This window comes from Actinophytocola sp., assembly GCF_049647105.1.
In the GTDB taxonomy this organism is placed as follows: Bacteria; Actinomycetota; Actinomycetes; order Mycobacteriales; family Pseudonocardiaceae; genus Actinophytocola.
On record NZ_JBARWZ010000136.1, the window covers coordinates 1 to 23,383 of the forward strand.

Consider the following 23,383-nt stretch of genomic DNA (forward strand, 5'->3'; position numbering starts at 1 on the left):
CGCCGCGCTCGCCTCGGCCACGCTCGCCTCCCACCGCCGCCAGCTCGGTGGGCACGCGGCCGCGCGAACCCACGACGCGCGGGGCCTCGCCGCCGCGCGGTCCGACGACGCCATGGCCGACGTACTACTGGGTCTCGCCGCCGACGCCGTGGGCACAGGGCGGCTCGACGAGGCGCGCAGGCTGCGGGACCGCGTACCGCTGACCACCTGGCGCGCCAGGGTCCGGCACGGCTGGGTCTCGGCTGAGATCTGCTTGAGCGCAGGGGAAGCGGCGCGGCAGCATGCCGAGCGTGCTCTCGAGGAAGCGGCGGCGGTCAACGCGACCAGGCACCGGATCAAGTCCGAGATCGTGCTCGCCGCGGCGCTCGCCGCGTCTGAACCGGTCATGGCACGAAAGCTGGTCACCCGCGCGCGGGACGACGCTACAGATCTGCACCTGTCGTCCCTGGTCTGGCCTGCGTCATTGGTACTGGCCGAGGTAGACCCGTCCGAGGCATCCCTGCACACCCGTAACGCCGCCGTGGTCTTGCACGGTCTGTTACTGAGAGCCGATCCACGTGGGCGTGAGCTCGCCGGACGCTCTCCGTGGGTGCCCGAGCCCGCTGGCCCAACCGGGTGAACACGGTCGCTCGGACATCTGGGCGAACTGGTCAGCAGATTTACCACCAGATCGTGTCAAGGTTCGCCCCGAAGCGTCCGATAGGGAGTAGTACGTCACTCGGCTGCAGGAAGGAGTCCCCGTGACGACGGTCTTGATTTGCGACGACCGCCGCGGCGTGCGGGAAGGATTGACCCGTGTCATGTCCGCGGTTCCAGGGGTTAGTCGCATCGACTGCGTAGCGCACGGTGACGAGCTGCTCGCCCGCTTCTCCCGTGCGCCAGTCGACGTCGTGCTTGTCGGTACCCAGCGTGCGGTCCCCACCGGTGTGGAGGCTACCCGTCGCCTGGTCTCGGCGAACCCGACGGCGAACGTCATCGTGTTCGGTGCCCCGGACGATGCCAGCAGCATCGCGGCCGCCATCGCAGGCGGCGCGCGTGGTTACCTGCGGTGGGACGCCTCGCGTCCCGAGCTGGTCGCCGCGCTCGCGCACACGCTGGCGAGCACGTCGGTACCCGCGCCACGGCAGCCATCCGATCCCGGTGTCCAGCTCACCGACCGGGAGCTGCAGGTGCTGCGCGGCATGGCTATGGGCAAGAGCAATGGTCAGATCGGGCGGGAGCTGTACCTGTCCGAAGACACAGTGAAGACGCACGCGCGTCGCCTGTTCCGCAAGCTTGGTGTGCGGGACCGGGCGCAGGCCGTGGCGCACGGCTTCCGCCGGGGGCTCGTCTCCTAGGCTTTGCCGTGTGACGTCAGTCGGTGGGTCCGGTGCGACCGGACCGAGTGGTACCGGAGTGCGTGGGGATGGGTCTGGCGACAGGGATGGGTCTGCCAGGCCCTCTTCCGCTGATGAGGGGTCGGCGGACTCAGAGATCGAAGACGAGTTCGAGTTCCGGCCTTGGTGGGCCCGGACGTCGACGCTCGTCATGGTCGTCGCCATTCTGTTCGTCGTCTCCGGCGGCGTGACCGCCTGGTTGCGGATCTCCGACCTGCAGGAACGCGTTGACGCCCTTGAGGCGCAAACGTTTGCGGCCGAAACCGCCCGGCAGGACGCGGTCCTCCTCGCCGAGGATCTCGCCACCTATGACTATCGCGACCTCGGGGGTAATTTCCGCCACGTCGCGTCGCGGGCGACCGCGCGGTTCGCGGGTCAGCTCCGTGCGCTGACCGAGGAGCTGGGGCCTGAGTTGCAACAGACGAGAGCGGTCGCCACCGCCACCGCGCGTTCGGCGGGGGTGGTCCGGTCCGACACCGGAAAAGCCGTGGTAGCGGTGTTTGTCGACCAGACCGTCACCAACTCGAAGAGTCCGCGACCGAAAGTAGAGCGGAGCCGGGTGGAGCTCACTCTCGTACGAGAGGACGGGGTGTGGTGGTTAGACCAGGCGGGGGAACTCTGACGTGTCCCTTCCGGCCGGAAGGGCGTGGATTGTGTTGCGCGGTACGGTGGGTGAACCCCCGCGAGTGACGGCACAGTCCCCTCGGGGTGTGACATAGAACTGACCGTACCTGCACGTAACGTTGAGGCTGCTCGCTGCGATGACCACATTGGGGGACGGACTGGACGCATCTGTGGGCGCTGCCGTCGACGGCGATCCACGCGCCATTGACCGGGTGCTTGCGTCGATCCGGCCCCTCGTCGTGCGGTATTGCCGCGCGCGCGTAGGCAGGCAGGAGCGTTCCTTCGCTTCGGCGGACGACGTCGCACAGGAGGTGTGTCTCGCGGTGCTAACGGCATTGCCCAGCTACCGCGACCAGGGGCGACCTTTCCTGGCCTTTGTGTACGGCATCGCCGCGCACAAAGTGGCTGACGCACATCGTGCCGCTGGGCGTAACCGATCAGAGCCCGTTGCCGACGTACCTGATGAGCCCGAGACCGACGCCGGGCCAGAGCAGCGCGCCATGCAGCAGGATCTCAGCCGCCGGATGAAGGACCTGCTCGACGTGCTGCCCGAGAAGCAACGTGACATCGTGCTGCTGCGAGTGGTGGTCGGACTCTCCGCGGAGGAGACAGCGGAGGCGATCGGCTCCACCCCGGGCGCGGTACGGGTGGCTCAACACCGGGCACTGGCCCGGTTGCGGAAGACTCTGTCAGCGGAGGAGGTGGTCTGAGTGAGTGATCGAAGAGATCATGCCAAGCCCGAACTCACGGACTTCGACGAGAACGCGGACACCGAGGCCATCGACCTCGCGCTGGTGCACGCCGACGACGAATACCTCGACCTGCTCGGTGGCTCCCGTCTGGTGGACGACGAAGCGTCGTTCGGCGAGTTCGGCGACGAGCGGCTCACGGAACTTCTCATGTCCTGGCGCCGTGACGTGGACGCGGAGCCCATCGGCGACCTCGTCGACACCAAGCTCGCGACCGTGACCGTGCATGCCGCCAGGATGCGCAAGAAGCGCAGGCCTCGGCTGCTCGTGCCGGTCGCCGCCGCCGCTGCCGTGCTGGCGATCGCGTTCGCCGGCATCGGGCTCGCGGCCAGGGACGCCCAGCCAGGCGACACCCTTTGGGCACTCTCCAAGGTTCTCTACTCCGAACGTGCCCGCTCGGTCGAGGCCGCGGAGACCGTCAAGCAGGACCTCGCGCAGGCGCGTGCCGCGCTGACCGAGGGCAACGTCGAGGTGGCCAAGTCCAAGCTCGAGGAAGCCAACGACGCGCTGCCGACCGTGATGAGCGAGGACGGCAAGGACGAGCTGGAGGCGCAACACCAGGCGCTGCTCGCCCAGCTGCCCGGCAGCCCGTCCGGCGACCCAGGCGCGCCGCCGGTGCCCGACCCGTCGACACAGCCCGACCCGGGCACCGACGGCAGCTCCAGCGACGAGAACTCGAGCGACCCGGAGGCCACCAACCCGCCGGACACCACGTCCCCGAGCATCCCGCCGGACACGAGCGACACCCCCTCGCCGCCGACCACCGAGCCCACCACCGAGACCTCCCGCAGCGACCCGCACCCCGGTTCCGGCACGCCGAGCGGCGGCGGGGAGACCGGTGGCGAGCCCGCGAACATCGAGGGTTCGGCCGCCGACGAGAGCCTCTCGATCGCGGACTAGAGATCCGGGGAGGCGGCCGAGCATGACGGCGGGTCACGTGTACAGCCAGGCCCCTCGCTGCTCCCGCTGCGAGGGGCGGGCGCTGCTCACCAAGGAGGCAGCGCAGGCGCTCGTCGACGAGTCACTGGGCGGACTGTCCTCGGAGCAGTGTCCCGCCGAGGACGGCTGGCACGTGCACGCGCCGGCCAGGGACCCGAAGTAGCCGGGTCACTTGGATTTGGCCGCCTGCTTCGCCGCCGCCGTGATGCCGTCGATGAACCCGCGGCAGTACTCCCAGCTCACGTACGCGGCCGGGTTCGGGTCGAACGCCGGCTCGTGCGGGCGCATCTTGCCGTCGGCCAGCAGCTGCTCCAGTGAGGCTCGCAGCAGCGCCCAGTCGTGGTAGTGCGGTTCCTGGCACTCCGCGCAGTCGACCACGACCCCGCGCACGGACCGCTGCTCCAGCAGTGCCTGGTAGACGGCCAGGTCCCGCAGGTCGGCCAGCAGCTCGTCGCGCTCCGCGGCCGATACCGGCTCCGCGGCGGCGGGTTCCTCGTCTGAGAAGGCCCACACGGGGTCGTTCGGGTCGCCCGCGAACGGGTCCGGTGGCAGTGCGTCGTCCCTCACGCCCCGCACGGTACCGGGAAGGACCGTCGTATGGTCCAGATACCATGGGTCAACTGCGGAAACCCCGTTACCAATGAAGGGCCACGATGACCACCGCTGAGGGGATCCCGGCAAAGTTCGCCACGCTCGGCCTCACCTTCGACGACGTGCTGCTGCAGCCGTCGGAGTCCGACGTCGTCCCCAGCGAGGTCGACACGAGTACCCGCCTGACCCGCAACATCACCCTGCGCATCCCGCTGGTGTCCGCGGCGATGGACACCGTCACCGAGTCGCGCATGGCGATCGCCATGGCCCGCCAGGGTGGTATCGGCATCCTGCAGCGCAACCTCTCCATCGAGGAGCAGTCGCGGCAGGCCGAGACCGTCAAGCGGTCGGAGGCAGGCATGGTCACCGACCCGGTCACCTGCTCGCCGACCGACACGCTCGCGGAGGTCGACGCGCTCTGCGCGCGCTTCCGCATCTCCGGCGTCCCCGTCACCGACGCCGACGGCACGCTCGTCGGCATCATCACCAACCGCGACATGCGCTTCGAGGTCGACCACACGAAGCCGGTCAGCGAGGTGATGACGAAGGGCCCGCTGATCACCGCCCAGGTGGGGGTGTCGGCCGACGCCGCGCTGGGGCTGCTGCGCCGCCACAAGGTGGAGAAGCTGCCGATCGTGGATGGCGCGGGCAAGATCCGCGGCCTCATCACGGTCAAGGACTTCGTCAAGACCGAGCAGTTCCCGAACGCCACCAAGGATCCGGACGGCCGTCTGGTGTGCGGCGCGGCGGTCGGGGTCGGCGACGACTCCTGGAAGCGCGCGATGACGCTCGTCGAGGCCGGGGTGGACGTGCTCATGGTCGACACCGCGCACGGCCACTCCAGAGGCGTGCTCGACATGGTCGCCAAGCTGAAGAAGGAACTGGGCGACACCGTGGACGTGGTCGGCGGCAACGTCGCCACCACCGAGGGCGCGCAGGCTCTGGTCGAGGCGGGCGCGGACGGCGTGAAGGTCGGCGTCGGGCCCGGCTCGATCTGCACCACGCGTGTGGTCGCCGGGGTCGGGGTGCCGCAGATCACCGCGATCTACAACGCGGACCTCGCGTGCCGGCCCGCCGGTATCCCGGTGATCGGCGACGGCGGCATCCAGTACTCGGGTGACATCGCCAAGGCCATCGCGTCCGGCGCGTCCTCGGTCATGCTCGGCAGCCTGCTCGCGGGCACCGCCGAGGCGCCGGGTGACGTGATCCTGGTCAACGGCAAGCAGTTCAAGACCTACCGGGGCATGGGCAGCCTCGCCGCCATGCAGTCCCGTGGTGTTGGCAAGTCCTACTCGAAGGACCGCTACTTCCAGGACGACGTGCTGAGCGAGGACAAGCTGGTGCCGGAGGGCATCGAAGGGCGGATCCCCTTCCGTGGCCCGCTGTCGCAGGTCGTGCACCAGCTCGTCGGCGGCCTGCGGTCCGGCATGGGCTACACCGGCTCGCGCGGCATCTCCGACCTGCAGAGGGCCCAGCTGGTCCGGATCACCGCCGCGGGCCTCAAGGAGAGCCACCCGCACGACGTGACCATGACCGTCGAGGCCCCCAACTACACCACTCGCTGAGCCAGAAAGGACCTCCTGTGCCGGATCTAGTCGAGATCGGCATGGGGCGAACCGCCCGTCGCGGCTACGCGCTGCACGAGGTGGAGATCGTCCCGTCCCGCCGGACCCGCTCGTCGCAGGACGTGTCGACCGAGTGGAAGATCGACGCGTACCGCTTCGACATCCCGCTGCTGACGCACCCGACCGACGCGACCGTGTCGCCGTCGGTCGCGGTGGAGGTCGGCAAGCTCGGCGGCCTCGGTGTGCTGAACGCCGAGGGCCTGTGGGCGCGGCACACCAACGTGGAGCAGGTGCTCGCGCGGATCATCGCCACCCTCGACGACCTGGACCACACCGCGCTGACCCGGCTGCTGCAGGAGCTGCACGCGGCGCCGATCAAGCCGGAACTGATCGTCGAGGCGGTCAAGCAGGTCACCGAGGCCGGCGTGACGGCGGCGGCGCGGGTCAGCCCGCAGGGGGCCGCGCAGCTGACCCCGGACCTGCTGGCCGCCGGCGTGGAGATCCTGGTCGTGCAGGGCACGATCGTGTCCGCGGAGCACGTGTCGCGAGCCGGTGAGCCGCTGAACCTGAAGTCGTTCATCGCGGAGCTGGACGTGCCGGTGATCGCCGGTGGCGTGCACGACTACCGCACCGCCATGCACCTCATGCGCACCGGCGCGGCAGGCGTGCTCGTCGGCTACGGCACGGGTGTCGCCACGACCACGGACAGCGTGCTGGGCATCGGTGTGCCGATGGCGACCGCGATCGTCGACGCGGCCGCCGCGCGCCGCGACTACCTCGACGAGACCGGCGGCCGGTACGTGCACGTCATCGCCGACGGCGAGGTGGACGGCAGCGGCGACATCGCGAAGTCCATCGCCTGCGGCGCGGACGCGGTCATGCTGGGCAGCCCGCTCGCCACCGCCAAGGAGGCCCCTGGCAAGGGCCTGTACTGGACCGCGGCGGCGGCGCACCCGTCGTTGCCGCGCAGCCGCGTGATCCCGGCCGCCGCCGAGGAGGAGATCACCGATCTCCGCACGCTGCTGTTCGGCCCGTCCTCCGACCCGGACGGCATGATCAACCTGTTCGGTGCGCTGCGGCGGGCGATGGCCAAGACCGGTTACTCGGACCTGAAGGAGTTCCAGAAGGTCGGCCTGTCGGTCCGCGGGTGAGCGGAGCCTGGTCGCTGCCATGGAGAGAGAACTTGTCGCCTCGCGGGACGGCGTGGGGCTCGCCGCACTGACCGATGACGACCGTCGCGTGCTCGACGAGCAGGGCGACGGCGCCTACGACGTCGACCCCGACGACCGCCCGGCACCGCACCTCACGTTCGAGGTGCACCGGCTCGCGATAGTCGGCGCCGAGACCGGTGCCGTGCTGGGTGCGGTCAACTGGCACGCCGTCGGCTACGGCCGCACCGCCGCCTGCACCTCGTGGAACGTCGGCATCGGCCTGCTGCCCGGCGCGCGCGGCAAGGGCGCGGGCGCCACCGCGTTGCGGCTGCTGGTCGAGCACCTGTTCGCCACCACCGAGGTGGACCGGATCGAGGCCAGCGCCGATGTCGAGAACGTGCCGTCCCAGAAGGCGCTGCGCAAGGCGGGTATGCGGCGCGAGGGTGTGCTCCGCGGTGCGCAGCTGCGGGGCGGCGAGCGGCGCGACATGGCCGGCTACGGGATCCTGCGGTCGGATCTGCCCGACCCGGGCCAGGCCAGGGAGATCGTCGCGACCGGCGACGGCATCGCGCTCGGCACGCCGCTGCCCGGCGACGACGAGGCGCTCCGCGAGCGGTACACGAGCGACTACGACCTCGACCCCGACGATCGGCCGCTGCGTCACCACCCGAGCGTGGCGCGGCTCGTCGTGCTCGACCGGCACACCGAGGAGCCGCTGGGCACCGTCAGCTGGCACGCCGTCGGCTACGGCCCGACCGCGGCGTGCGAGGCGTGGAACATCGGTCTCGCGCTGACGCCCGGCGTGCGTGGCCGTGGCGCGGGCACGACCGCCACCCGCCTGCTCGCCGGGTACCTGTTCGCCACCACCGACGTCGACCGCCTGGAGGCGGGCACCGACCGGGAGAACGTGCCCGCGCAGCGCGTGCTCGCCAAGGCGGGCTTCCGGCCGGAGGGCCTGATCCGCGGCGCGCAGCTGCGGGGCGGCCGCCGCCGCGACATGCTGTCCTACAGCCTGCTGCGCACCGACGTCATCGAGGGCGCGGAGTCCCAGGAGCGGCACGTGGTGCTCGAGCGTGACGGTGTGGTGCTGGCCGAGCCGGGACCCGGTGACCGTGAGGCGTTCTACGTGGCGGCGGGCGGTGACTTCGCCATCGACCCGGACGACCGGCCCCGCGTCGCAGGACCGGCCAGGACGTCGCTGCTCAGCGTGCTCGACGCGGAGACCGGCGACCTGCTCGGCGGCGTCAGCTGGCACGCGGTCGACTACGGCGGCACCGTGTCGTCCTCGGCGTGGAACATCGGCATCGGCCTGCTGCCCGAGGCGCGTGGCCGCGGTGTCGGCACGCTCGCGCAGCGGCTGCTGGTCGAGCACCTGTTCGCCACGACCGAGCTGGACCGCATCGAGGCCAGCACCGACATCGACAACGTCGCCGAGCGGCGGGCACTGGAGACGGCGGGCTTCCGGCAGGAGGGCGTGCTCCGCGGTGCGCAGCTGCGCGGGGGTGTCCGGCGGGACCTCGTGCATTACGGAGTGGTCAGGAGCGACCTGGAGAGATAGCGCCCCGGCCCGGACATGGTGGCTGTCGAGTAGGTGTTCCGGTTTCCCGGCGCGGGGCGCTAGCCTCGGGGTATGGGTGAACTCATGAGTAGGACTTCGGGTAACACCCACGACTACGACGTCGTGGTCGTGGGCTCCGGGTTCGGCGGCAGCGTGGCCGCGCTACGGCTCACCGAGAAGGGCTACCGGGTCGCGGTCGTCGAGGCCGGCCGCCGGTTCGCGGACGACGAGTTCGCCAAGACCTCGTGGGACCTGCGGCGCTACCTGTGGGCGCCCGCGCTCGGCTGCTTCGGCATCCAGCGCATCCACCTGCTCAACGACGTGATGGTGCTGGCCGGGTCGGGCGTTGGCGGCGGGTCGCTGGTGTACGCGAACACGCTGTACCGGCCGCTGAAGCCGTTCTACGCCGACAAGCAGTGGGCGCACATCACCGACTGGGAGACCGAGCTCGCGCCGCACTACGACCAGGCGTCGAAGATGTTCGGGGTCGTGGAGAACCCGACGATCACCCCGGCTGACGAGGTGATGCAGAAGGTCGCGGCCGACATGGGCGTCGCCGACTCGTTCCACCCGACACCCGTCGGCGTGTTCTTCGGCACCCCGGGGTTCGAGGTCCCTGACCCGTTCTTCGGCGGCGCCGGACCACGCAGGACGGGCTGCACCGAATGCGGCTCCTGCATGACCGGCTGCCGGGTCGGCGCGAAGAACACGCTGGTCAAGAACTACCTGTACCTGGCGGAACAGCGCGGCGCGAAGGTCCTCCCGCTGTCCACGGTGACCGCGGTCCGGCCGTCGCCATCGGGTTTCGCGGTCGACCTGCGCCGTACCGGCGGCCGCGCACGGGTGACCCTCACCGCCGGGCAGGTCGTGCTGGCGGCGGGCACGTGGGGCACGCAGCGGCTGCTGCACGAGATGAAGGACAGCGGTGTGCTGCCCCGTCTTTCGCCACGGCTGGGCGAACTGACCCGCACCAACTCGGAGGCGATCATCGGCGCGGGCCGCCCGTCGGTCGACCCGGCGCGCGACTTCAGCCGGGGCGTGGCGATAACGTCGTCGATCCACCCGGACGAGACCACGCACATCGAGCCGGTCCGGTACGGCAAGGGCAGCAACGCCATGGGACTGCTGCAGACCATCGCGACGGACGGCGCCGCGTCGGTGCCGCGCTGGCTGCAGGCGGTGCGGTTCATCGCGCGGCACCCGGTGCGGACCGCGCAGCTGCTGGCGACCCACCGGTGGAGCGAGCGGACCGTCATCCTGCTGGTGATGCAGAGCCTCGACAACTCGATCACCACCTACACCCGGCCCGGCCTGTTCGGCAGGCGGAAGTACACGTCGCGCCAGGGCCACGGCGACCCGAACCCGGCGTTCATCCCGACCGGCTACGAGGCGAACCAGCTGGCGGCCAAGCACATCGACGGCATCGCGGGCGGCACGTGGGGCGAGATCTTCAACATCCCGCTGACCGCGCACTTCATCGGCGGCTGCCCGATCGGTTCTTCGGCGGAGGAGGGGGTCATCGATCCGTACCACCGCGTGCACGGCTACCCGGGACTGTCGATTGTGGACGGTTCGGCGATCTCGGCGAACCTCGGGGTGAACCCGTCGTTGACGATCACCGCCCAGGCGGAGCGCGCGTTCTCCTTCTGGCCCAACAAGGGCGAGGCCGATCCTCGTCCGGAGTCGGGATACGAACGGCTGACGCCGGTCCCGCCACGCGACCCGGCCGTCCCGGACAACGCCCCGGCCGCACTGTGGATCCGTTGACGACGGCCCCCGCTCCGCCGCGCTCGGGTTGCGGCGCAGGCAGGCGGCGGTCGTGCGCCCGGACGGCCACGTGGCCGCGGTGCTGACCGAACCACCGGGCGGCATGTCGCCGCTGATCACCAAGGCCCTGCGCCGGGCAACGGGCTGGTAGCCCCTGGCTGTCCTCGATCGGGTGGCGGTGGACAACCTCCCGCGAGCCCGCGCGTCTGATCTTCGTGGGAGGTGTCGGGGTGATCAGTCGACGGCGTTTTCTGGGGGCCGTGGCGACAGGCGCGGTGGTGTCGGCGTGCTCCTCGAAACCGGGGAACGCGCCGCCGCCGACCACGAGTACCACCCCGCCGCCGACCACCACGCAGGCGGTGGTCCCGCCCGACTGGAACGCGCTTCGCGCCCAGCTTCCCGGCGGTCTCGTCCTCCCAGGTGACAGTGGCTACCCGGTCGCCAGCCAGTCGTACAACCCGCTGTTCGACAACCACCAGCCCGCCGCCATCGCCCACTGCACCACCGCGGCGGACGTCCAGCGCTGCGTCGACGTCGCCCGCGCGGCCCGCATGCCGGTCGCCGCGCGGTCCGGTGGGCACAGCTATGCCGGCTACAGCACCCCCGACAAGGGTCTGGTGATCGATCTGCGGCCCATGGCGACCGTCCAGGTCGACGGCGAGACCGCGGCGATCGGCGCCGGTGCGCGCCTGATGGAGGTCTACACCGCGCTCGCCGCCGAGGGCCGCGCACTGCCTGCCGGGTCCTGCCCGACCGTCGGCATCAGTGGGCTCACGCTCGGCGGAGGTGTCGGTGTCACCGCCCGCAAGTTTGGCCTGACCTGCGACAAGCTCGTGTCCGCGCAGGTCGTGACCGCCGACGGCGAGCGGCAGACCGTGGACGGCGGTGACCTCCTCTGGGCGCTCAAGGGCGGCGGTGGCGGCAACTTCGCCATCGTCACGTCGTTCACGTTCGCCACCGACCCCGCACCGGACATCACCGTGTTCTCGCTCGAGTACCCGGCGGGCGCCACCACCGACGTCGTCGGGGCCTGGCAGGACTGGATCGCCCGGCAGCCGGACGAGATGTGGTCCAACTGCGTCGTGTCGGCGGGCTCGCCGCCCAGCTGCCGGGTCGGCGGCGCGCTCATCGGCGGCGAAGCACAGTGCAGGGACCTGCTCCGGGCCCTGCCGCGCGCGTCGTCCGTGCTCATCGAGGGCAAGGGTTACCTCGACGCCATGCGCTACTTCGGCGGCTGCTCACAGCGCAGCGCCGCCCAGTGCAGGCCAGAGGCCGAGGGCGGGCAACTGGGCCGCGACCTGTTCACCGCGTCGTCCCGGATCATCGGTGAACCCGTCGACCCGGCCGCGTTCGTCGAGCTGCTCGACGGTCGCGAGCAACTCGACGTACTCCTGGACGCGCTCGGCGGCGCCGTGGCCGAGGTGACGCCCGGCGAGACCGCGTTCCCGCACCGGAAGGCGCTGGCCACCGTGCAGATCTACTCAGCGGGTGACCCCCAGGCGGTGGCCCAGGTACGCGACGGGATCGGTCAGCTCAGCGGTCAGCACGGTTACGTCAACTACATCGACCCGGGCATGCCCGACTGGGCGACCGCGTACTACGGCGACAACCTCCCGCGCCTGCGGAAGGTCGCCGCCACCTACGACCCCGACAAGGTCTTCACCTTCGCCCAAGCGGTCTAGGGCGCGCCTGCTCTACTACAACTCCAGGCCGGTGAGCACCATGACGCGTTCCTCGGTCATGTCCGCCATCGCGGAACGGACGCCCTCGCGGCCGAAGCCGGAGCCCTTCACACCGCCGTAGGGCATCTGGTCCGCGCGGAACGACGGCACGTCGCCGACGATCACGCCGCCCACCTCCAGCTCGGCGCGTGCCCGGAACGCCACCTGCACGTCGCGGGTGAACAACCCGGCCTGCAGCCCGTACTTCGAGTCGTTGACCTGCGCGAACGCCTCGTCCACGCTGTCGACCACCGACACCGCCAGCACCGGCCCGAAGACCTCCTCGGCCCAGACGTTCTGGTCGAACGGCACCTCCGACAGCACGGTCGGCTCGACCGTCGCGCCGTCGCGCTTGCCGCCCGCGAGGAGCTTCGCGCCCGAGGAAACCGCTTCGTTGACCCACTTCTCGACGCGCTCGGCGGCCGACTCGTCGACCAGCGGGCCAACGTCGACGTTCGGGTCGTGCGGGTCGCCGGTGCGCAGCGCGCCGATCGCGTCGAGCAGCTTGGGCAGGAACGCGTCCGCCACCGGGCGCTCGACGATCACCCGCTGCACCGCGATGCACGACTGGCCGGCCTGGTAGTTGGAGAACGTCGCGATCCGCTTGGCCGCGAAGTCCAGGTCGGTCCAGTCCGCGCACACGACCGCCGCGCCGTTGCCGCCCAGCTCCAGCACGACCTGCTTGCGTGGCGCCGCGTCCATCAGCGACCAGCCGACCGGGCCGGAACCGGTGAACGACACCACCGGCAGCCGGGGGTCCTTGACCAGCGCCATCGTCTCCTCGTTGCCGACCGTCAGCACCGACCACGAGCCCTCCGGCAGGTCGGTCTCACCCAGCAGCTCACCCAGCAGCAGCGCGGAAAGCGGCGTGCGCGGCGCGGGCTTCACGATGATCGGCGCGCCCGAGGCGAGCGCGGGTGCGATCTTGTGCGCCACCAGGTTCAGCGGGAAGTTGAACGGCGCGATGCCCAGCACCGGCCCGCGCGGCACCCTGCGCACCACCGCGAGCCGCCCCTCGGCGTTCGGGTCGGTGTCCAGCCGCTGCAGCTCTCCGGAGAACCGGCGCGCCTCCTCCGCCGCGAAGCGGAACGTCGAGATCGCCCTGGTCACCTCGAGCGCTGCCCAGCGGAGCGGTTTGCCGTTCTCCGCTGTGATCATCTCCGCGATCTCCTCCGCGCGGGCGGCGAGCCGGCGGGACACGTGGTCCAGCGCGGCGGCACGCACGTGCGCGGGGGTGGTCCGGAACGTCAGCTGCGCGTCAACGGCCGCCGCGACGGCACGTTCGACCTGGTCGGCGCTCGGCACGCAGACGGTCGCGATCTCGTTTCCGTCATACGGGTGATGGACGGCGAGGGTCTGGTCACTCTGTTCCGCACGACCCGCGATCCAGGCAGGACGCGGAGTAGGCAGGTGCTGCTCGGTCGCGTTCATGACCCCACCGTAGTTCCATCATGGCCGTGGGGCCCATGCGATGCTGTCGCCGTGACCGACAACTTCCACCGGCCAGTCATCGTCGTCGACTTCGGTGCGCAGTATGCGCAGCTCATCGCCCGCCGCGTGCGCGAGGCGCAGGTGTACTCCGAGGTGGTGCCGCACACCGCGGCGGTGGCCGAACTGCTCGACAAGGACCCGCTGGCGATCGTGCTGTCCGGTGGTCCGTCGAGTGTGTACTCCGATGGCGCGCCCGCCGTGGACCCGAAGCTGTTCGAGGCGGGGGTGCCGGTGTTCGGCATCTGCTACGGCTTCCAGGCGATGGCGCAGGCGCTCGGTGGCACGGTCGAGCACACCGGGACACGTGAGTTCGGCCGCACCGACCTGGCGTCGCAGGGCGGGGTGCTGCACACCGACCTGCCCGCCAAGCACCCGGTGTGGATGTCGCACGGCGACTCGGTGACGAAGGCGCCGCCCGGTTTCACGGTGACCGCGTCGTCCTCCGGTGCGCCGGTCGCCGGGTTCGAGGACACCGAGCGCCGCTTCGCGGGTGTGCAGTACCACCCGGAGGTCGCGCACTCGCCGCACGGCCAGGAGGTGCTGCGCCGGTTCCTGCACGAGGTGGCCGGCATCCGGCCACAGTGGACGATCGCGTCCATCGTGGACGAACAGGTCACGAGGATCCGCGAGCAGATCGGCGACGGCCGGGCGATCTGCGGGCTGTCCGGCGGCGTCGACTCCTCGGTCGCGGCGGCCCTGGTGCAGCGGGCCATCGGCGACCGGCTGACGTGCGTGTTCGTCGACCACGGCCTGCTGCGCGCGGGGGAACGCGGCCAGGTGGAACGCGACTACGTGTCGGCGACCGGGGTGAACCTCGTGACCGTCGACGCCCGCGAACGGTTCATGACCGCGCTCGACGGCGTCACCGACCCCGAGCACAAGCGCAAGGTCATCGGCCGCGAGTTCATCCGCGTGTTCGAACAGGCGGAACGCGACCTCAAGGCCAAGGGCGACTACCGGTTCCTGGTGCAGGGCACGCTGTACCCGGACGTGGTCGAGTCCGGCGGCGGCACCGGCGCGGCGAACATCAAGAGCCATCACAACGTCGGCGGCCTGCCCGACGACCTGCAGTTCGAGCTGGTCGAGCCGCTGCGTGAGCTGTTCAAGGACGAGGTCCGGCGGGTGGGTATCGAACTCGGCCTGCCGGAGACCATCGTGCACCGGCAGCCGTTCCCCGGCCCTGGCCTCGGTATCCGGATCATCGGCGCGGTCACGGCCGAGCGCCTGGACATCCTGCGGTCTGCCGACTCGATCGCCCGCGAGGAACTGACCGCGGCCGGGCTCGACCGCGACATCTGGCAGTGCCCGGTGGTGCTGCTGGCGGACGTGCACAGCGTCGGCGTGCAGGGCGACTTCCGGACCTACGGGCACCCGGTCGTGCTGCGCCCGGTGTCGTCAGAGGACGCCATGACCGCCGACTGGACCCGCCTCCCGTACGACGTGCTGGAACGCATCTCGACGCGCATCACGAACGAGGTCGCGGAGGTCAACCGCGTCGTCCTCGACGTGACGTCCAAGCCCCCCGGCACCATCGAGTGGGAGTGAGCACAGCGAAAGGCGCCCCTCGCGAGGGGCGCCTTTCGCCTGCTGTGTCAGCGTTTGCCGCGTAGCGACGAGGCCAGCAGCAGTACTCCCACCAGTAGTGCGCCGCCAGCCAGGAGCCACGTCGGGTTCGGGATGTTGAACGCGCCGTCGGTCAGGACGTAGGCCGACACCAGCAGGGTGCCGATGCCCGCGAGGCCGGTCAGCAGGTCCGGGAAGCCCCGGCGTGTCTCGTTCTGGTCGCGCTCAGCCACGACGCACCTCCACGTTCCCCGTGTTCGCCTCGGCCTTGAGCTCGATCCGCAGCCCGCCGCGGCCGTCGTCGCCGAGGCTTTCGAAGTCCTCGATCCTCGACTCGAGGCCAGACTGCTCCTGGCCGAGGCACTCCACGTTGCCACGTTCGGCCTCGCACGTCACGATCACGTCCGCGTAGGCCGGCACGATCACCTCGACGTTGCCGATGTCGGTGCGTGCCTTGAGCTCCACCTCATCGTCGGTCATCGGCAGGGCGGTCAGGTCCACGGTCACGTCGCCGACCGACCGCTCGTACTCGTGGCCCACCTGCGCCAGCGTCGTCGGCTGCGCGGTCAGGTTGCCGAGGCCGTTGTACTCGCTGGGGTTGATGCTCGTCAGCGCCAGACCGGCCACCGACAGCGGTACCGCCAGTGCGATCAGCCCTCGGCCGCCGCGGACGAACGCGCCTGCCACCATGCCGAGGCCGAGGATGGCCAGCACCACGCCGACGATGTGCTGCGGCGTGATCCACCCGCCCATCGCGAACGACATGCCTGCCGCGGCCATCAGCGCGAGCCCGATCGTCATCGTGCCGATCCGCGACTTGCGCCTGCGTACCGGCGGCTCCGACGGTTCCTCCGGTGCCGGCGTGGCCGGTTCCGGCAGGTCCCACGCGAACGGGGCCGCGCCGAGCGGGTCCCACGCGGGTGGCGCGGTGCGGTCGTCCACCGGCGGGGGTGCGTCGACCGGCGCACCGGACGGTGGGGTGAGCGGCAGGTCGGCTCGCGCCGCGGGCTGCGGTGGTGTGGTCGGTGCTGTCATCGGTGCTGTCATCGGTGCTGTCATTGGTGCCGTCATCGGTGCCGCCGTCGTGGTCGGCGTCGGTGCCGCCGGGTCCGGCGCGGGCGCAGACGTTGGCACCTGGCCGAGATGGCCGCGGCTCTGGTGCAGCAGGTAGAGCAGCCCGCCGATCACCACGATGCTCATCCACGTCGGGAACGTGCCGATGGGTGAGCCGCCGAAGAACCAGCCCAGCGTCGGCACCAGGATGATGCCCAGCAGGATGGTGAACCCGGACGACGTGGAGCTGCGGCCCTTGCCGAGCAGCGCCTCAGCGGGCGAGGACTCGTCGTCCTCCTCGGGCAGGAACAGCCAGCCGAGCAGGTAGAAGAGGATCCCCGCGCCGCCGTAGATGGCGGCAACGACGAACCCGACCCGCACCAGCACCGGATCGATCCGGTAGCGGTTGCCGATGCCCGCGGCAACACCCGCGATCTTGCGGCCACGTCGCGGTCGCCGTGGCCGGGTGGCCCAGAAGTCCTTGACCGCGTCCTCGGCGCGCATCGCGCCGCTGTGTCCCTGTGTCGCACTCACGATAGAAAGCATGCGTCGCCACCCCCACGTCGCACATCCGGGAATCACCCTGAACCGCACAGTCGGGGTTTTTCCCTGATGGAGGGCGCGCACGGGCGTGTGACGATGGCACAGTGACTGTGCAGGCCGAGACACGAGAGCCGACACGAGAGCCGGTGGTGGACGCGGACCTCGAACGCGTGGGGCGGAACCAGGTCGACGACGAGGTGAAGATGCGTCGCCGGCGGACCGGTCGTGCCGTGGCGGGGGTCGCGGGCGGCCTCGCCGACCACCTCGGCGTCGGTGTGCTGTGGACGCGCATGGCGTTCGCGCTGCTCGCCGCGTTCGGCGGTGCCGGGGTGCTCGCGTACGGCCTGCTCTGGGTGTTCGTCCCGCAGTCACGCAACGAGAGCAAGCCGGTCGAGGTCTCGGTCAAGGAGAAGCAGCAGGCCCGTGGCCTGCTCGCGATGGGCATCGGGCTCGCGGTCGGGGTCGGCGCGCTGTCCGGGATGCTCAACGGCTGGGTCGCGAGCGGCATCGCCGTCACACTGCTCGGTGCCGCGCTGGTCTGGCGGGAGGCCGACGAGCAGCAGCGCCGCCGCTGGACCAAGTCGGGTGTGGTCGGCGCGGTCGTCGGCTCGGGCGGCCGGTCCGCGCTGGTGCGGGTGCTGACCGGTGCGGTGCTGGTCATCACCGGGATCGCGGTGTTCCTGGCCCGCAGCGTGAACCTCGACCAGATGCAGTTCGCGCTGCTCGCGGTGCTGGCCGCGCTGATCGGCGTGGCCGTGCTGACGGTCCCGTTCTGGCTGCGCCTGGTCCGCGATCTCGGCGAGGAGCGCACGCAGCGCATCCGCACAGAGGAACGCGCCGAGATCGCCGCCCACCTGCACGACTCCGTGCTGCAGACGCTCGCGCTGATCCAGAAGCAGTCCGAGACGCCCCGCGAGGTGCTGCGGCTCGCACGGGGTCAGGAACGGCAGCTGCGTGGCTGGTTGTACGGGCCGAGCGGGTACGGCCGCGGTCGGCCCGTCGAGGGCGCCCAGGCGGGCGGCGGGGGCGGTACCGCGGCGGCGACGTCGCTGTCCGAGGCGATCGCGTGGGCCTGTGGCGAGGTGGAGGACCAGTTCGCGATCAAGGTCCAGCACGTCGTGGTCGGCGACTGCCAGCTCGACGAACGGCTCTCCGGCCTGGTGTACGCGGCCCGCGAGGCGACGGTCAACGCCGCCAAGCACGCCGGTGTCGGCGAGGTCAGCGTGTACGCCGAGGTCGAGCCGGACAGCGTCGACATCTTCGTGCGGGACCGGGGCAAGGGTTTCGACCCGGACACCATTCCGGCGGACCGGCATGGCCTTGCCGACTCCATCCGGGGCAGGATGGAGCGCAACGGCGGTGAGCTGCGCCTTCGTACCGGGCCCGGTGAGGGCACCGAGGTGCAGCTGCGCATGCCGCGTGTCACAGTCGGTTCGTAGAGGGGTGTCAGCGATGGCGGAGAAGCCCGTCCGGGTGTTCCTGGTGGACGACCACGGCCTGTTCCGGGCCGGGGTGCGTGCCGAGCTGGACTCCATCACCGACGAGGTCGAGGTCGTCGGTGAGGCGGGCACGGTCGGTGAGGCGGTCGCCGGGATCGCGCACAAGAAGCCGGACGTCGTGCTGCTGGACGTGCACATGCCCGACGGCGGCGGCGCCGAGGTGCTGCGCAAGTCACGGCCCGACAACCCCGAGGTCGTGTTCCTGGCGCTGTCGGTGTCCGACGCGGCCGAGGACGTCATCGCGGTGATCCGCGCCGGTGCCCGCGGCTACGTCACCAAGACGATCTCCAGCCACGAGCTGGTCCGCGCGGTCGTGCGGGTGTCGGAAGGCGACGCGGTGTTCAGCCCGCGCCTGGCCGGGTTCGTGCTGGACGTGTTCGCCGACCGGCCCGGCGCCGCGCCGATCTCCGATCCCGAGCTGGACCTGCTGACCCCGCGTGAGCGTGACGTGCTGCGGCTGCTCGCGCGTGGCTACGCCTACAAGGAGATCGCGGCCGAGCTGTTCATCTCGGTGAAGACGGTGGAGACGCACGTGTCCAGCGTCCTGCGCAAGACGCAGCTGTCGAACCGCTACGAGCTGTCCCGCTGGGCGTCGGATCGACGTCTGGTGTGAGCGAACATCGTCATTGACCCTGACACCATGTGAGGCCATAGACCTGGGTCCATCATGTTCAGTATCGGAGACTTCGCCAGACACGGCCGCGTTTCGGTCCGCATGCTTCGGCACTACGACGCGATCGGCCTGTTGCGGCCTGCCAGCGTGGACCCGCACTCCGGGTACCGCGGGTACACGGCCGCGCAGCTGTCGCGCCTGAACCGCGTCGTCGCGTTGAAGGACCTGGGTTTCACGCTGGAGCAGGTCGCGTCGATCATCGACGAGAAGGTCGGGATCGACGAGCTGCGCGGCATGCTGCGACTGCGGCACGCCGAGCTGCGCAACCAGCTCGTGGCGGACCAGGCCAGGCTGGCGGCGGTCGAGGCGAGGCTCCGGTCGATCGAGACGGAGGGTGCCATGCCGATCCACGATGTGCAGGTCAAGAAGGTTCCGCCGGTGCGGGTCGCGGAGGTCAGCGGTGTCGCCGCCGGCTTCGAGCCGGCGTCCATCACCCCGGTCATCAACCCGCTGTACGAGGAGCTGTTCTGGCACCTGAAGGCGGCCGGGGTCGAGCCCGTCGGACCGATGATCGCCTACTACGAGGACGCGCCGGACGGTGGTGTGCTGGTGCACGCCACGTGCCCGGTCAACGTCGATGCGGTCGAGGGCGCGACGGTGGTGGACCTGCCGGGCATCGAGCGGGCGGCCACGATCGTGCACCACGGCGCGATGAACAACGTGCTGTCCACCATCCAGACGCTCGCGACGTGGATCGAGGAGAACGGGCACACGTCGGCGGGCTACAACCGCGAGGTGTACCTGGAGTGCACGGGTGATCTGAACACGTGGGTCACCGAGCTGCAGGAACCGCTGAAGTAGTCCTGAGCGGAGCTACTGGACCGGCTCCAGCGGTGCCTGGTTCAATGGCCGGGTGCCGCGTGGCCTCGCCGGTACCGAAGGGCGAGGACGGGCGAGCACCTTACTTTCCAAGGGGATGATGTCCGTGGCCAACCACAACATCGGCGCCGCCTGACCGCTGACGCCCGCGCGGTCATCCCTTTCTCCCCTCCGCAGCACTGTCTGCACAGTTATGCCCTCTTTGGCGATCGGGAGACGCCGCGCACACGCCTGTGCTCATTTCGCCTTTCCCGAAAGCAGAAAGAGGAACATTGATCATTTCGTTGACCACGACCGGTGCGCGCAGCGGCCGGTCCCACACCGTGGAGCTGGGCGCGGTGCCGGACGGGGACACGTTGCTCGTCGTCGCGTCCTCGGGCGGCGCGCCGAGGCACCCCGCCTGGTTCCACAACCTGACCGCCAACCCGAGGGTCACCGTCGACGGCCGGGGTACCGCGATCGCGGTACCCGCGGTCGCCGAGGAACGCGACCGCCTGTTCGACGTGGTGCTCGCCGAGGCGCCCGGCTACGCCGACTACCAGCGGCAGACCAGCCGGGTCCTGCCCGTCGTCGTGCTGCATCCGGAGGACCAGGACGTCGTGCGGGTCCGTGCGGCGGGTGACGAATTGGTGGCGTTGCACGGCTGGTTCCGCCAGGAGCTGGCCGCGCTGCGGTCGGGTGCCGAGGTCGAGTTCACCGACGACCTGCGCAGCAACTGCCTGGCGTTCTGCGTCGGCCTGGAACGTCATCACATGGGCGAGGACTACGCCGTGTTCTCGTTCCTGCGGCAGCGTTTCCCGGAGCTGGGACCGGTACTGGAGCAGTTGCGGGCCGAGCACGTGAAGGTCGCGCGGCTGCGTGGTGAGCTGTCGGTGCTGGCGGCGCAGGACAGTCCGGCCCCGGAGGACTTCGACCGGCTGGGCGTGGCGCTGACCGCACACCTCGACCGCGAGGAGGAGCTGCTCGTGCCGCTGTTGAACGCGTTGCCGGACGTGCCGTGGCCGAAGAGGGCGCGCGAATAGGGCATGGCGGCGCCCGCCGCCTCGATCACGACGGACATCCACCGACCCTATTCGCGCGCCCTCTAAGGTCGGCTGACCGCGACGACCGGGGGCGGCGCCACGATCTGCCTGCGCCGCACCCTGGTCAGCGCGACCCCGCCGAGCACGACGACCATGCCCGCGATCACGTGCGGCGTCAGGTCCTCGCCGAGGAACAACGCGCCGAGCAGGACGGACACGACGGGCAGCAGGTAGGCGACGGTGGCCGCGTTGGTTGGCCCCTCGTCGGTGATGAGCCGGTAGTTGAGCGCGAACGCGAACCCCGTCCCGAAGATCCCCAGGATCGCGATCGCGATCGCCGCGTCCCACCGCAGGTGGATGGCGCCGAACCCGCCAACGGGCATGGCGAGCGCCATCAGGCCGGTGGCGGCGAGGATCTGCGACGCGGACAGCGCGATCGGCGCGACCCCGCGCCCGGACACGAACCTGCCGATGTAGGCGAAGCTGATCGCGTAGCAGATCGCGGCGACGAGGATGACGAACGCTCCCCAGCCCGCGATCTCCGCCTCCCACGGCGAGAAGATCAGCAGCGTGCCGAGGAACCCCAGCACGAGCCCGCCGAGCTTCGTGGCCGACAGGTCTCGTTCGGACCGCAGCACGATCCCGATGAGCAGCACCCACAGCGGGGTGGTCGCGTTGAGCACCCCGGCGACCCCGGAGTCGACGGTCCGCTCACCGACCGCGAACAACGTGAAGGGGATCGCGTTGCCGATCAGCGCGGCGACGGTGAGGTGTCCCCACAGTCGCCGGTCGCGTGGCAGTCGTCGCCGCCCTGCGTAGCAGAGCACGACGAGCACGGCGGCGCCGAGGACGAGCCGCACGAAGGTCATCTGGATGGGTGTGAAACTGGCCAGCCCGATCTTGATCCAGAGGAAACTCGAGCCCCAGAACAGCGCCAACAGGCCCATGCGAACGAGCGTCGCCCCACCACCACGGATCACGTGGCCCACGGTGCCCCTGGCGGGCGATAAGGACAAGCAAATAGAAGCACACGAACCTGTAAGCAGAACTGAACGATCGGGGACGGCTCAGCCGTCGTCCCCGTATTCCTCGTCGTCGGACGCCTTGCCAAGGCGCTGGTAGTTGTCGATCACCAGCTCGCCGTCCTGCTCCACGAGCGTCAGCTGGTAGTCCTCGGTGGACGTCCGGTTCCGCTTCGACACGAACTCGATCGTCGCCTCGACCTCGGCACCCGACGCGGACGCCGACACCACGTCCACGGACTTCACGCCGCCCCAGAACTTCTTGTACGTCCGCGCGCCGCCCGACTTCTCCTGTGCGTTCGGCGTCATCATCGCCCACGCCGATGGCACGTCGTCCGGCAGCAGGTCGTAGTAGTCCTGGACCGCCGCCTCGTAGTCCTCCGCCGTCGGCTCGCTCTCCGCCTGCTCGTCCGGGGTGGACCCGGCCGTCGGCGTTGACGACGTGGACGTCTGCGACGCGGCACCGTTGTCGCCGCCGCCACCACCACTCGACAGCAGGCTCGCGACCAGGATCCCCACCAGCGCGGCCGCCACGATCGCCAGCACCGTCAGCACGATGGACCGCACCCGCGAGCCGCCACCGGCTGTCGCGGCGGGCCGTGGTGGCGGCGTCGGCGTCGGTTCCCGCATGATCGGACCGCTCGGCATCGGCTCCGCGAACGGGTTCACGTCGAGCCGCGTCCCGTCCGAGGGGGATGGCGGGCCGGAGGTGGCCGCCGGGCCCTGCTGGGGCGGGTTCTGCCACCTCTGCTGCGCGACGGGCGGGCGGGCGGGTAGCCGGTTGCCCGCGATGCGGTCGGTCGGTGCCGCGGCACTGATCGCCGCCTGCCTGCCCTCGGCGACCGCCAGCAGGCTGTCCCTGGTCACGGTCAGCGACGGGCGCTCCGACGGCTCCACCCGCAGCAGCTGCATCAGCAGCGCGGTCAGCGGCCCGGCCTGCCGGGGCGGCGAGATCTTGCCCGCCGCGACCGCGTACAGCAGCGCGAGGGTGTTCTCACTCAGCCCGAACGGTGAGTGGCCCTCGACCGCCGTGTACAGGGTCGAACCCAGCGAGAACACGTCCGCGGCCGGCTTGGGGTCCTCACCCTTCGCGACCTCGGGCGCCAGGTACGCGGGGGTACCGGCGAGCATCCCGGTCGCGGTGACCGTCACGTCGCCGGTGGCACGCGAGATGCCGAAGTCGGTGATCTTGACCGTGCCGTCGTCGCCGAGCAGCACGTTCGCCGGCTTGATGTCGCGGTGCACGATGCCCGCGGCGTGCGCGGCGACCAGCGCCGACGCCACCTGCGCGCCGATCCGCGCGACCTCGGTGGGCGGCAGGGTGCCCTGTTCCGTGAGTACCGTCGCGAGGCTCTTCGACGGCAGGTACTCCATGATCAGCCACGGGTCTCCGTCGTGTTCCGCGACGTCGTACACCGTGATGGCGTTGGGATGCGTCAGTCGTGCCGCGATCCGCCCTTCCCGCATGCATCTTCGCCGCGCCTCCTCGGCCTGCGCGGCCGAGAGACCGGGCTGCAGCAGCAGCTGCTTGACCGCGACCGTGCGGTGCAGGCGGTCGTCGTGCGCCTGCCACACGATGCCCATCGCGCCGCTGCCGATCTGGCGGCCCAACAGGTAGCGCCCGGCGACAACCGTGCCCTCTGCCGTCATGGCATGA

The 23,383-nt window shown here is 70.6% G+C and carries 23 protein-coding genes; 17 read left to right on the plus strand and 6 right to left on the minus strand.

Features of this window, described 5'->3' with window-relative positions; translation table 11 throughout:
- The 6 genes from WBA97_RS16075 to WBA97_RS16100 form a co-directional block, all read left to right on the plus strand.
- The coding region (locus WBA97_RS16075; RefSeq protein ID WP_424231620.1) for a hypothetical protein at nucleotides 1-619 on the plus strand (619 nt) is incomplete at its 5' end.
- Nucleotides 620-740: 121 nt separating this feature from the next.
- Nucleotides 741-1,337, plus strand: coding sequence for a response regulator transcription factor (locus WBA97_RS16080; RefSeq protein WP_133907713.1), 597 nt, complete (start codon nucleotides 741-743; stop codon nucleotides 1,335-1,337).
- A 190-nt stretch (nucleotides 1,338-1,527) separates the two neighbouring features.
- Nucleotides 1,528-1,998 (plus strand): hypothetical protein, encoded by a 471-nt coding sequence (locus tag WBA97_RS16085; RefSeq protein WP_424231621.1) that lies wholly within the window; start codon nucleotides 1,528-1,530, stop codon nucleotides 1,996-1,998.
- A 139-nt stretch (nucleotides 1,999-2,137) separates the two neighbouring features.
- Nucleotides 2,138-2,710, plus strand: a complete 573-nt coding sequence (locus tag WBA97_RS16090) for a sigma-70 family RNA polymerase sigma factor (protein WP_424231622.1) — start codon at nucleotides 2,138-2,140, stop codon at nucleotides 2,708-2,710.
- Nucleotides 2,711-3,649: an anti-sigma-D factor RsdA gene (locus tag WBA97_RS16095; RefSeq protein ID WP_424231623.1), complete on the plus strand. Its 939-nt coding sequence runs from the start codon at nucleotides 2,711-2,713 to the stop codon at nucleotides 3,647-3,649. It abuts the gene before it with no gap.
- Between the two features lie 22 nt (nucleotides 3,650-3,671).
- The gene (locus WBA97_RS16100; protein WP_424231624.1) at nucleotides 3,672-3,851 is read left to right on the plus strand and encodes a hypothetical protein; all 180 of its coding nucleotides are present in this window, start codon (nucleotides 3,672-3,674) and stop codon (nucleotides 3,849-3,851) included.
- A gap of 5 nt (nucleotides 3,852-3,856) precedes the next feature.
- On the opposite strand, the gene WBA97_RS16105 is transcribed toward WBA97_RS16100, so the two are convergent.
- The gene (locus WBA97_RS16105) at nucleotides 3,857-4,255 is read right to left on the minus strand and encodes a DUF5319 domain-containing protein (protein ID WP_424231625.1); all 399 of its coding nucleotides are present in this window, start codon (nucleotides 4,253-4,255) and stop codon (nucleotides 3,857-3,859) included.
- A gap of 86 nt (nucleotides 4,256-4,341) precedes the next feature.
- On the opposite strand from WBA97_RS16105, the gene guaB reads away from it, so the two are divergent.
- From guaB to WBA97_RS16135, 6 genes are all read left to right on the plus strand, one after another.
- Nucleotides 4,342-5,844, plus strand: coding sequence for an IMP dehydrogenase (gene guaB / locus WBA97_RS16110; RefSeq protein ID WP_424231626.1), 1,503 nt, complete (start codon nucleotides 4,342-4,344; stop codon nucleotides 5,842-5,844).
- 17 nt (nucleotides 5,845-5,861) lie between these two features.
- Entirely contained in the window at nucleotides 5,862-6,995 is a 1,134-nt protein-coding gene (locus WBA97_RS16115) for a GuaB3 family IMP dehydrogenase-related protein (RefSeq protein ID WP_424231627.1), read from the plus strand.
- Between the two features lie 19 nt (nucleotides 6,996-7,014).
- Entirely contained in the window at nucleotides 7,015-8,553 is a 1,539-nt protein-coding gene (locus WBA97_RS16120; RefSeq protein ID WP_424231628.1) for a GNAT family N-acetyltransferase, read from the plus strand.
- 84 nt (nucleotides 8,554-8,637) lie between these two features.
- Nucleotides 8,638-10,320: a GMC family oxidoreductase N-terminal domain-containing protein gene (locus WBA97_RS16125; protein ID WP_424231629.1), complete on the plus strand. Its 1,683-nt coding sequence runs from the start codon at nucleotides 8,638-8,640 to the stop codon at nucleotides 10,318-10,320.
- Nucleotides 10,321-10,348: 28 nt separating this feature from the next.
- Nucleotides 10,349-10,471 carry a hypothetical protein gene (locus WBA97_RS16130; RefSeq protein ID WP_424231630.1) on the plus strand — a complete coding sequence of 41 codons (123 nt, stop codon included), beginning with the start codon at nucleotides 10,349-10,351 and terminating at the stop codon, nucleotides 10,469-10,471.
- Between the two features lie 79 nt (nucleotides 10,472-10,550).
- Entirely contained in the window at nucleotides 10,551-12,002 is a 1,452-nt protein-coding gene (locus WBA97_RS16135) for an FAD-binding oxidoreductase (RefSeq protein ID WP_424231631.1), read from the plus strand.
- A 15-nt stretch (nucleotides 12,003-12,017) separates the two neighbouring features.
- Here WBA97_RS16135 and WBA97_RS16140 read toward each other — a convergent pair whose 3' ends face one another.
- Entirely contained in the window at nucleotides 12,018-13,472 is a 1,455-nt protein-coding gene (locus WBA97_RS16140) for an aldehyde dehydrogenase family protein (protein WP_424231632.1), read from the minus strand.
- A 51-nt stretch (nucleotides 13,473-13,523) separates the two neighbouring features.
- Between WBA97_RS16140 and guaA the strand changes: the two genes are divergently transcribed.
- Nucleotides 13,524-15,077, plus strand: coding sequence for a glutamine-hydrolyzing GMP synthase (guaA, locus tag WBA97_RS16145; protein ID WP_424231633.1), 1,554 nt, complete (start codon nucleotides 13,524-13,526; stop codon nucleotides 15,075-15,077).
- Nucleotides 15,078-15,124: 47 nt separating this feature from the next.
- Here the strand turns inward: guaA and WBA97_RS16150 are convergent, their stop codons facing one another.
- Entirely contained in the window at nucleotides 15,125-15,328 is a 204-nt protein-coding gene (locus tag WBA97_RS16150) for a hypothetical protein (RefSeq protein WP_424231634.1), read from the minus strand.
- Entirely contained in the window at nucleotides 15,321-16,682 is a 1,362-nt protein-coding gene (locus WBA97_RS16155) for a PspC domain-containing protein (protein ID WP_424231635.1), read from the minus strand. The genes WBA97_RS16150 and WBA97_RS16155 overlap by 8 nt, the downstream gene beginning before the upstream one ends.
- A gap of 212 nt (nucleotides 16,683-16,894) precedes the next feature.
- Here WBA97_RS16155 and WBA97_RS16160 point away from each other — a divergent pair, with 212 nt between their 5' ends.
- The 4 genes from WBA97_RS16160 (at nucleotide 16,895) to WBA97_RS16175 (ending at nucleotide 20,704) form a co-directional block, all read left to right on the plus strand.
- Nucleotides 16,895-18,130, plus strand: coding sequence for a PspC domain-containing protein (locus WBA97_RS16160; protein ID WP_424231661.1), 1,236 nt, complete (start codon nucleotides 16,895-16,897; stop codon nucleotides 18,128-18,130).
- Between the two features lie 13 nt (nucleotides 18,131-18,143).
- The gene (locus WBA97_RS16165; RefSeq protein WP_424231636.1) at nucleotides 18,144-18,803 is read left to right on the plus strand and encodes a response regulator; all 660 of its coding nucleotides are present in this window, start codon (nucleotides 18,144-18,146) and stop codon (nucleotides 18,801-18,803) included.
- 54 nt (nucleotides 18,804-18,857) lie between these two features.
- On the plus strand, nucleotides 18,858-19,664 hold the full coding sequence (locus tag WBA97_RS16170) for a MerR family transcriptional regulator (protein ID WP_424231637.1): 807 nt from the start codon (nucleotides 18,858-18,860) through the stop codon (nucleotides 19,662-19,664).
- Between the two features lie 302 nt (nucleotides 19,665-19,966).
- The gene (locus WBA97_RS16175) at nucleotides 19,967-20,704 is read left to right on the plus strand and encodes a nitroreductase/quinone reductase family protein (protein ID WP_424231638.1); all 738 of its coding nucleotides are present in this window, start codon (nucleotides 19,967-19,969) and stop codon (nucleotides 20,702-20,704) included.
- Between the two features lie 62 nt (nucleotides 20,705-20,766).
- On the opposite strand, the gene WBA97_RS16180 is transcribed toward WBA97_RS16175, so the two are convergent.
- Nucleotides 20,767-21,651 carry a DMT family transporter gene (locus tag WBA97_RS16180; protein WP_424231639.1) on the minus strand — a complete coding sequence of 295 codons (885 nt, stop codon included), beginning with the start codon at nucleotides 21,649-21,651 and terminating at the stop codon, nucleotides 20,767-20,769.
- Between the two features lie 120 nt (nucleotides 21,652-21,771).
- Complete coding sequence (locus WBA97_RS16185; RefSeq protein WP_424231640.1) at nucleotides 21,772-23,376, minus strand: serine/threonine-protein kinase; 1,605 nt, start codon at nucleotides 23,374-23,376, stop codon at nucleotides 21,772-21,774.
- Nucleotides 23,377-23,383 lie beyond the last annotated feature (7 nt).